Below are 7,225 nucleotides of genomic sequence, written 5' to 3' on the forward strand. Positions count from 1 at the left end.
CCCACCCGCCACCCGACCACCACCCCTATGCGTGACGCTTCGCGTCCCACCACTGTCGGAGCATGTCCGCGGCCGCCTCTTCCCCCAACGGGCCGTGCTCCAGGCGCTGCTCCAGCAGGAACTTGTACGCCTCGCCCACCTCCCGGCCCGGCTTGATCCCGAGCAGCGCCATGATCTGGTCACCGTTCAGGTCCGGACGGATCGCGTCCAGCTCCTCCTGCTCCTGCAACTGCCCGATCCGCTGCTCCAGGCCGTCATAGATGCGCGAGAGCGCGGCGGCCTTCTTCTTGTTGCGCGTGGTGCAGTCCGAGCGGGTCAGCTTGTGCAGGCGGTCCAGCAGCGGGCCGGCGTCGCGCACGTAGCGGCGCACGGCGGAGTCGGTCCACTCGCCGGTGCCGTAGCCGTGGAACCGCAGGTGCAGCTCGACCAGGCGGGACACGTCCGCGATCAGTTCGTTGGAGTACTTGAGCTCCCGCAGCCGCTTCTTGGTCATCTTCGCGCCGACCAGCTCGTGGTGGTGGAAGGAGACGCCGCCGCCCGGCTCGAAGCGACGGGTGCGCGGCTTGCCGATGTCGTGCAGCAGTGCGGCCAGGCGCAGCGTCAGGTCCGGCTTGCCGTCCCCCTCACCGGTCCCCTCCAGGGCGATGGCCTGCTCCAGCACGGTCAGGGTGTGCTCGTAGACGTCCTTGTGGCGGTGGTGCTCGTCACGCTCCAGGCGCAGCGCGGGCAACTCCGGCAGGACCCGGTCGGCCAGGCCCGTGTCCACGAGCAGGGTCAGGCCCTTGCGCGGGCGCGGGGAGAGCAGAATCTTGTTCAGCTCGCCCTGGATCCGCTCCGCGGAGACGATCTCGATCCGGTCGGCCATCTCCGTCATCGCGGTGACGACCTCCGGCGCGACCTCGAAGTCGAGCTGCGCGGCGAAGCGCGCCGCGCGCAGCATGCGCAGCGGGTCGTCGGAGAAGGACGCCTCCGGCGTCCCGGGGGTGCGCAGCACGCCCGCGGCGAGGTCGACCAGCCCGCGGTGCGGGTCGACGAACTCCACCTCCGGCAGCTTCACCGCCATGGCGTTGACCGTGAAGTCGCGGCGGACCAGGTCCTCCTCAATGGTGTCGCCGAAGCTGACCTCCGGCTTGCGGGAGTTCCGGTCGTACAGCTCGGAGCGGTACGTGGTGATCTCGATCTGCAGGTCGTGCTTGCGCACGCCGACCGTGCCGAAGGCGATGCCGACGTCCCAGACCGCCTCGCCCCAGCCCTTGACCAGCTTCAGGATCTCCTCGGGCCGGGCGTCCGTGGTGAAGTCCAGGTCGTTGCCCAGACGCCCCAGCAGGGCGTCGCGGACGGAGCCGCCCACCAGCGCGAGGGTGAAACCGGCCGCCTTGAACCGCTCGCCGAGCTGGCCGGCGACGGGGTAGGCACGCAGGATCTCGCGCACCCTCTCCCCTTGCTGCTCGCTCAGCGCGGCGCCGTCGGCGACGACGGAGGCAGGGGCGGGCTCGGACGCGGGGAGGCCGGGGGGCATAGCGTTGGACACGACAGACAAGGGTACGGGGCGGAACCACACCGGTGCCGCACAGTTACGACCCGGAGAATGGGGACACCGCGCCCCGAAGGGCGCGGCCCACCCCTCGCAGGGGCTCCCCGCCCCTGGAGGCCGCCGCCACCGGCACGCGAAAGCGGAACCGCGCGTCCGAAAAACCGCGTCGTACCCCCGTCCGGGGCTGCCTCGCGGCACACGACACGGCTCGGCGTCGTTACCATGCCAGGGCACGGGGCACAGGCCGCGGGCCTGGCTCCGCCGGGTGGGCACCCTCTGGGGACAGCGACGAGAACGGCGAGGACGCGTGGGCGAGGCGGCGACGGGGAGGTGGCGGGCGAGCGGCCGGCCTGAGCGTGGCGACGGCCGCGCCGGCGGCGGGCGCGCGAGCAGGCGTGTCCGCGGCGCTCTGCGCCTTGGACGGCTGACGCTCGCCTCCGGCCTGGTCGTGCTGGCGGGCCCGACACTGGCCCCCGCCGCCGAGGCGGCCCCCCAGGTCGGCGTCGCCGAGCTGCCTCCGGCGCTGCAGTCCGCCGCCTCCGCCACCACCCTCGCCCCGGCCGACAGCCGCTCCGGAGTCGAGGTGACAATCAACACGGTCACCCCGGCCGTCCCCACCGCTAACGGCGACGTCACCCTGACCGGCTCGGTGCGCAACCGCGAGTCCGGAGCCGTCCAGGGCCTGCACGTGGGGCTGATGACCACCGGGCAGAAGATCGGCAACCGCTCCGACATCGACGCCCTGGCCGGCGCCGGCAGCCGGCCCACCGTCGCGGACGGCCCGGAGCTGCAGGACCCCGCGCTGCAGCAGCGGATCGGCACCCTCGCCCCCGGCGCCAGCGCCTCGTTCTCGATCACCGCGCCGATCTCCAAGCTGGGCCTCGGCTCCGACCCCGACGGCGTCTTCTCGCTCGGCGTGGACGTCCAGAACACCGCCAACGCGAACACCGGCTCCCGCGGCCTCGGCATCGCGCGGACGTTCCTGCCGCTGCACGCCAAGGACTCCAGCGCCAAGGCGACGAAGGTCGCCACGCTCTGGCCGGTGACGAACACGCCTACCCTGCAGGCGCAGACCTACGTCGACCCGTCCTCCCACGCCGAGCAGCCCGTCCTCACCAACGACCTGACCAGCTCGCTCGGACCCGAGGGACGCCTCGGCCAGCTCGCCTCGATCGGGCAGGCCAACCCCGGGCTGCACCTGACCTGGATGATCGACCCCGACCTGGTCGACACCGTCAACGCGATGACAGGGCCCTACCAGGTCACCACGGCCGCGGACGCCACCGGCGCCAACGCGAACTGCCACTGCCTCCAGGCCGGCGGCGGCCAGCAGGCCGCCAAGAGCTGGCTCACGCAGCTCCAGAGCACGCTTGCCGCCCCGAACAAGCAGGACGTGGTCTCGCTCCCCTACGCCGACCCGGACCTCGCCTCGCTCGCCCACAACGCGTCCGCGCGCAAGCAGGTCGGCTCGCTGCTGCCGCTGCTGGGCGGCAGCGTGGGCCTGGACCGGCTCCAGGTGGACGCCGCCCACGACGTCGCCTGGCCCTACCAGGGCTTCGTCGACCCCTCGACCGTCTCGCTGGCCAAGTCCATGGGCGCAAGCAAGATCATCGTCAACGGCGACGAGACGTCCGACAGCTCCGACCTGACCTTCACCCCCAACGCGGCGCGCAAGTACAGCAACGGGATGACGGCGGTCGTCGCCGACGGCGAGCTGACCAAGCTCTTCTCCCAGGACCTGTCCACCCAGGCCGAGCAGACCGCCGCCGTCCAGCAGTTCCTGGCCGAGACGCTCGCCACCAGCGGGGAGCGCCCGGACGAGCAGCGCGACATCGTGGTGCAGCCGCCGCGCGACATGTCCGCGGCCACCGCGCAGACCCTGGTCCGCGCCCTCTCCGCCGCCCAGGGCGGATCCTGGGTACAGCCGGTGGACCTCGACACGGTCGTCAAGGACGGGGCCACCGCCGGCGCCGACACGCATGTGCCCTCCGCGCGCAGCTACCCGTCGTCGCTGAAGGCCACCGAGCTCAGCGAGAACGCGGTCACCAGCCTCGAGAACACCGCTGCGGGCCTGGCCCAGCTCCAGCGCATCCTCACCCGCCCCGACCGGCTCCGGGAGCCGTTCAACGCGGCCATGGTCCGCTCGGTGTCGACCGGCTGGCGCTCGGACGCCCAGGCGGGGGCCACCTACCAGTCGGACATGTACGACTACTTGTACTCCCTGCAGACCTCGGTGAAGATCATCAAGAAGTCCACGGACGTGGTGGTACCGGGTGACAACGCCTCCGCCCAGATCGCGGTGAGCGTGGAGAACGACCTCGAGCAGCCCGTCACCCGGCTCAACCTCCACCTGGAGGTCCTCGGCTCGGGCTACCCGCGACTGAAGATCGACTCGAACCCGGACACGACGGTCACCATCGCCGGCGGGCGGACCAAGTCGACGGTCCGGTTCAAGGTCACCGCGACCGCGAACGGGCAGGTCCAGATGCGGGCGGTGCTCACCTCCGCGCAGGACGGCTCGCCCATCGGCACACCCCAGGAGTTCACCGTCAGCGTCACCTCGGTGTCGAGCGGCGTCGTCGCCGTCATGGCCAGCGGCGGGTTGCTCGTCCTCCTGGCCGGACTGCGGCTGTACTGGAAGCGCAAGAAGAACGCGGCCCTCGCCGCCGCCACCGCCGTGGGTCCGCTGGACCCGACGGCCACCGAGGACCAGGAGGCAGACGCATGACCGCGCCGCGAGACGGCAGGACCCCGCAGGGCACCGGCGGCCCGTACGCGGGGAATCAGGCGCCTGACCCGTACCTTGACCAGACCTACGCGCACGACCCGTACGCCACGGACCCGTACGCGACGGACCCCCACGCGCCCGCCGCGGGCGCGCTGTACGCCGAGGGCGGCTACCCGCCTCCCCCGCAGCCGCCGTTCCAGTCGCCGTTCCACACGCCCTTCCAGAACCCGGCCGCGCCGTCGGCCCCCCAGCCGGGTGCGCCGCAGGGCGCCCCGCAGGCGCAGCCGTACGGCGAGCAGCCCTACCCGGAGCAGCCGGCATACCCGCCGCAGCAGCAGCCGTACCCGGGCCTCCCCGGCGGCGCCGAGCAGACCGGGCGGGGCCATCAGCCGCAGGCCTTCAGCCAGGCCTACGCGGGCCAGCAGCAGGCCTACGCGCCGCAGCAGCCCCCCGGTGTCCAGGGATGGCCGCAGGACCCGCAGCAGCAGCCCGGGCATCTGGGCGGGCCGAACCAGGCCGGTCAGCCCGGCGGACCGTCGCCGTACCCGGCGCAGGGCCTGCCGCCGCAGCCGGGCCAGCCCGGTCAGGCCGGTCAGCCCGGCTCGGAGCAGTACGTCGGCGTGGACGAGCTGATCAGCGGCGCGGGCCGCAGACAGCAGACGCGCGACCACAATCAGGCGCAGCCGCACCGCGCCCAGGACGAGGCGTACGACTTCCTCTTCCGCGACAGCGGCCCGAGCCTCTACGGCGAGGCAGGCGGGGACTCCGTCGCCGAGACCACCGGCACCATCCCGCTGCTCCGCGCGGACCTGCCGCAGAGTCAGGACGAGGCGCAGGCGGAGACCGAGCAGGAGGCCGCGGGCGCGTCCAAGGGCAAGGTCGCGAGCCTGCTCAACTCCAGCGCCATCATGGCCGCCGGCACCCTCGTCTCCCGCGGCACCGGCTTCCTGCGCACGATGGTCATCGCCTCGGCCATCGGCGTCTCCGTGCTCGGCGACCGCTACAGCGTCGCCAACACGCTGCCCACGATGATCTACATCCTTGTCGGCGGTGGCGCCCTGAACGCGGTCTTCGTCCCGCAGCTGGTGCGGAGCATGAAGAACGACGAGGACAACGGTGAGGCCTACGCCAACCGCCTGCTGACCCTGGTCATCGTCGGCCTGGGCGTGGTGGTCGCCGCGACGGTGCTGGCCGCCCCGCTGCTGGTGCGCGCAGTGTCGAACGCGGCCATGTCGCAGCCCGCGTCGGCCGACGTCAGCGTCGCGCTGACCCGCTACTGCCTGCCCACGATCTTCTTCATGGGCCTGCACGTGGTCATGGGTCAGATTCTGAACGCGCGCGGCAAGTTCGGTCCGATGATGTGGACCCCGGTCCTCAACAACATCGTCGTCATCTTCACCTTCTCCATGTTCATCTGGGTCTACGGACCCTGGTCGTCCACCCAGATGGACCCCTCCACCATCCCCTCGGCGGGCGTCCGGCTGCTCGGCATCGGCACGCTGCTGGGCCTGGTGGTCCAGTCGCTGGCGATGTTCCCCTACCTGCGTCACTCCGGGCTGCGCTTCCGGCCGCGCTTCGACTGGCGCGGCCACGGCCTCGGCCACGCGGCGAAGCTGGCCAAGTGGACCTTCCTGTTCGTGCTCGCCAACCAGGCCGGCTTCCTCGTGGTCACTCAGCTGGCCACGGCCGCGGGCGACGCCGCCGGTGACGCCGGCAAGGGCCTGGCGGCCTACCAGAACGCGCTGCTGATCTGGCAGCTGCCGCAGGCCGTCATCACGGTCTCCATCATGAGCGCGGTGCTGCCGCGGATCTCCCGCGCCGCCGCCGAGGAGGACGGCGTCTCGGTCCGCGACGACCTCTCCTACGGTCTGCGCACCTCCGCCGTGGCGATCGTGCCGGGCGCCTTCGCGTTCCTCGCCCTCGGCCCCGCCATCGGCGCGACGATCTACGGGAACGTCTCGGTCGGCTACATGGTCTCGGCGTTCGCGCTGGGCCTGATCCCTTTCTCCGCCCAGTACGTGCTGCTCCGCGGCTTCTACGCCTACGAGGACACCCGCACGCCCTTCTACAACACCGTCTGGGTGGCCGCCACCCAGGCCGTGCTCTCCGCCGCCTGCTACGTGGTGCTCCCCGCGAAGTGGGCCGTCACCGGCATGGCCTTCGTCTACGGCGCCGCCTACATCGTCGGCCTGGCGGTCGCGGTCCCGCGCCTGCGCCGCCGGATCGGCGACCTGGACGGCGCCCGCATCAAGCGCACCTACGCGAGGCTGATCGGCGCCAGCGTGCTGCCGGCCGTCGCCGGGGCGGCGATCAGTCTCGCGGTGTTGCAGGCGCTCGGCGAGGGACGCACCGGCGGCATCGCCGCGGTGGTCGCCGGAGGTCTGGCGCAGTTGGGCCTGTTCCTGGTCGTGGCCCAGCGGATGCGCATCGAGGAGCTCAACTCGCTTCTCGGTGTGGTCCGCGCGAAAATCGGACGCTAGAGGACGTCGGATTCCCGCCGCGATTGTCCGCCGGTCCGGGCAACCATCGGGGGCCTCCGAGGGTCGTAGGAGGCACGGCGAGTTGGCACAATTGATCGTGGGCCGGGCTCGCATCGAACGCGGTCCCGCAGCGGGATCGACGGCAGTGCGGTTCGGGGAGGCAGGACAACGGTGGCTGAGCGCAGCGAGACGGCCGTGGGAACGACCACGGGCCGCCCTCGGGCGGACGTAGGGCGAGCGGAGCAGGCATCGGAGGCGACCTCTCGGCTGTCCCCAGAGGCCCTCGCCGCGGAGCTGGTCGCGGATCCGGAGGCCCCGGCCGACGCGGAAGCAACTGCCGTCGCCCCGGCCCCGGCTGACGCCCCCGAGACAGATCTCGCCGACGCGCCGGAGCGCGCGCCGAAGGGCGCCCCGGCGCGGCCTTCCGACGCGCGGGCGGATCGCGCGCAGTCGGCCGAGGCGCGCGCGGCGAAGGCGCGGCCC

At 72.4% G+C, this 7,225-nt stretch carries 3 protein-coding genes and 1 pseudogene; 3 read left to right on the forward strand and 1 reads right to left on the reverse strand.

From position 1 onward, the window contains the following. Positions 1-25: 25 nt before the first annotated feature. Positions 26-1,519, reverse strand: a complete 1,494-nt coding sequence (locus TR48_RS14065; protein WP_042366709.1) for a CCA tRNA nucleotidyltransferase — start codon at positions 1,517-1,519, stop codon at positions 26-28. A gap of 322 nt (positions 1,520-1,841) precedes the next feature. Here TR48_RS14065 and TR48_RS43215 point away from each other — a divergent pair, with 322 nt between their 5' ends. From TR48_RS43215 to TR48_RS45510, 3 genes and pseudogenes are all read left to right on the forward strand, one after another. Then, positions 1,842-4,262, forward strand: coding sequence for a DUF6049 family protein (locus tag TR48_RS43215; RefSeq protein WP_042366710.1), 2,421 nt, complete (start codon positions 1,842-1,844; stop codon positions 4,260-4,262). Continuing rightward, positions 4,259-6,742: a murein biosynthesis integral membrane protein MurJ gene (gene murJ / locus TR48_RS14075; RefSeq protein ID WP_042366712.1), complete on the forward strand. Its 2,484-nt coding sequence runs from the start codon at positions 4,259-4,261 to the stop codon at positions 6,740-6,742. The genes TR48_RS43215 and murJ overlap by 4 nt, the downstream gene beginning before the upstream one ends. 171 nt (positions 6,743-6,913) lie before the next feature. Continuing rightward, a pseudogene (locus TR48_RS45510) lies at positions 6,914-7,225 on the forward strand (hypothetical protein); the annotation flags it as partial.

Origin of the sequence: Streptacidiphilus neutrinimicus, assembly GCF_000787815.1 — a bacterium.
Lineage (GTDB): Bacteria > Actinomycetota > Actinomycetes > Streptomycetales > Streptomycetaceae > Streptacidiphilus > Streptacidiphilus neutrinimicus.